General features: G+C 59.0%; 2 protein-coding genes. Both read right to left on the bottom strand.

Annotated elements, in window-relative coordinates; genetic code table 11:
• On the bottom strand, positions 1–227 hold a 227-nt coding region (locus EJ063_RS20505), incomplete at its 3' end, for a tail assembly protein (protein ID WP_148104551.1).
• Positions 125–558: NlpC/P60 family protein (locus EJ063_RS20510; RefSeq protein ID WP_148104552.1), on the bottom strand; the 434-nt coding region annotated here is incomplete at its 5' end. The genes EJ063_RS20510 and EJ063_RS20505, both read right to left, overlap by 103 nt.

Raw genomic sequence — 558 nt, forward strand, 5'->3', positions numbered from 1 at the left:
GCCATTAACCCGGACGTGCTGACGTCCCGCCCGGCAATCCGTACCTGATACCAGCCGTCGCTCAGTTTCTGACGAAACGCCGGGAGCTGTGTGGCCAGTGCCCGGATGGCTTCAGCCCCCGTTTTCACACGAAGGTCGATGCGGCGACCAAAKCGTTGTAAATCCCCGTAAAGGCAGATGCGCGCCATGCCCGGTGACGCCAGAGGGAGTGTGTGCGTCGCTGCCATTTGTCGGTGTACCTMTMTCGTTTGCTCAGTTGTTCAGGAATATGGTGCAGCAGCTCGCCGTCGCCGCAGTAAATTGCGGCGTGATTCGGCACTGATGAACCAAAACAGCACAGCAGCACATCGCCCGGCTGTGMCGCTGACAACGGCACCTGATACAGCCCCGTCGCCTCCAGATTATCCAGATAGAGATTCTGGCCGTTACGCCACCAGTCATCCTCACGATGAAAGTCCGGCATCTCAATCCCCGCCAGATGATAAGCATCCCGGAACAGTGTGTAACAGTCCGTCACACCGTGCTCAAAGCGCCGCCCGGTGAGATGCGGCACACAGC

The sequence above is a fragment of the Vibrio aquaticus genome, assembly GCF_003970385.1.
Classification (GTDB): Bacteria; Pseudomonadota; Gammaproteobacteria; order Enterobacterales; family Vibrionaceae; genus Vibrio; species Vibrio aquaticus.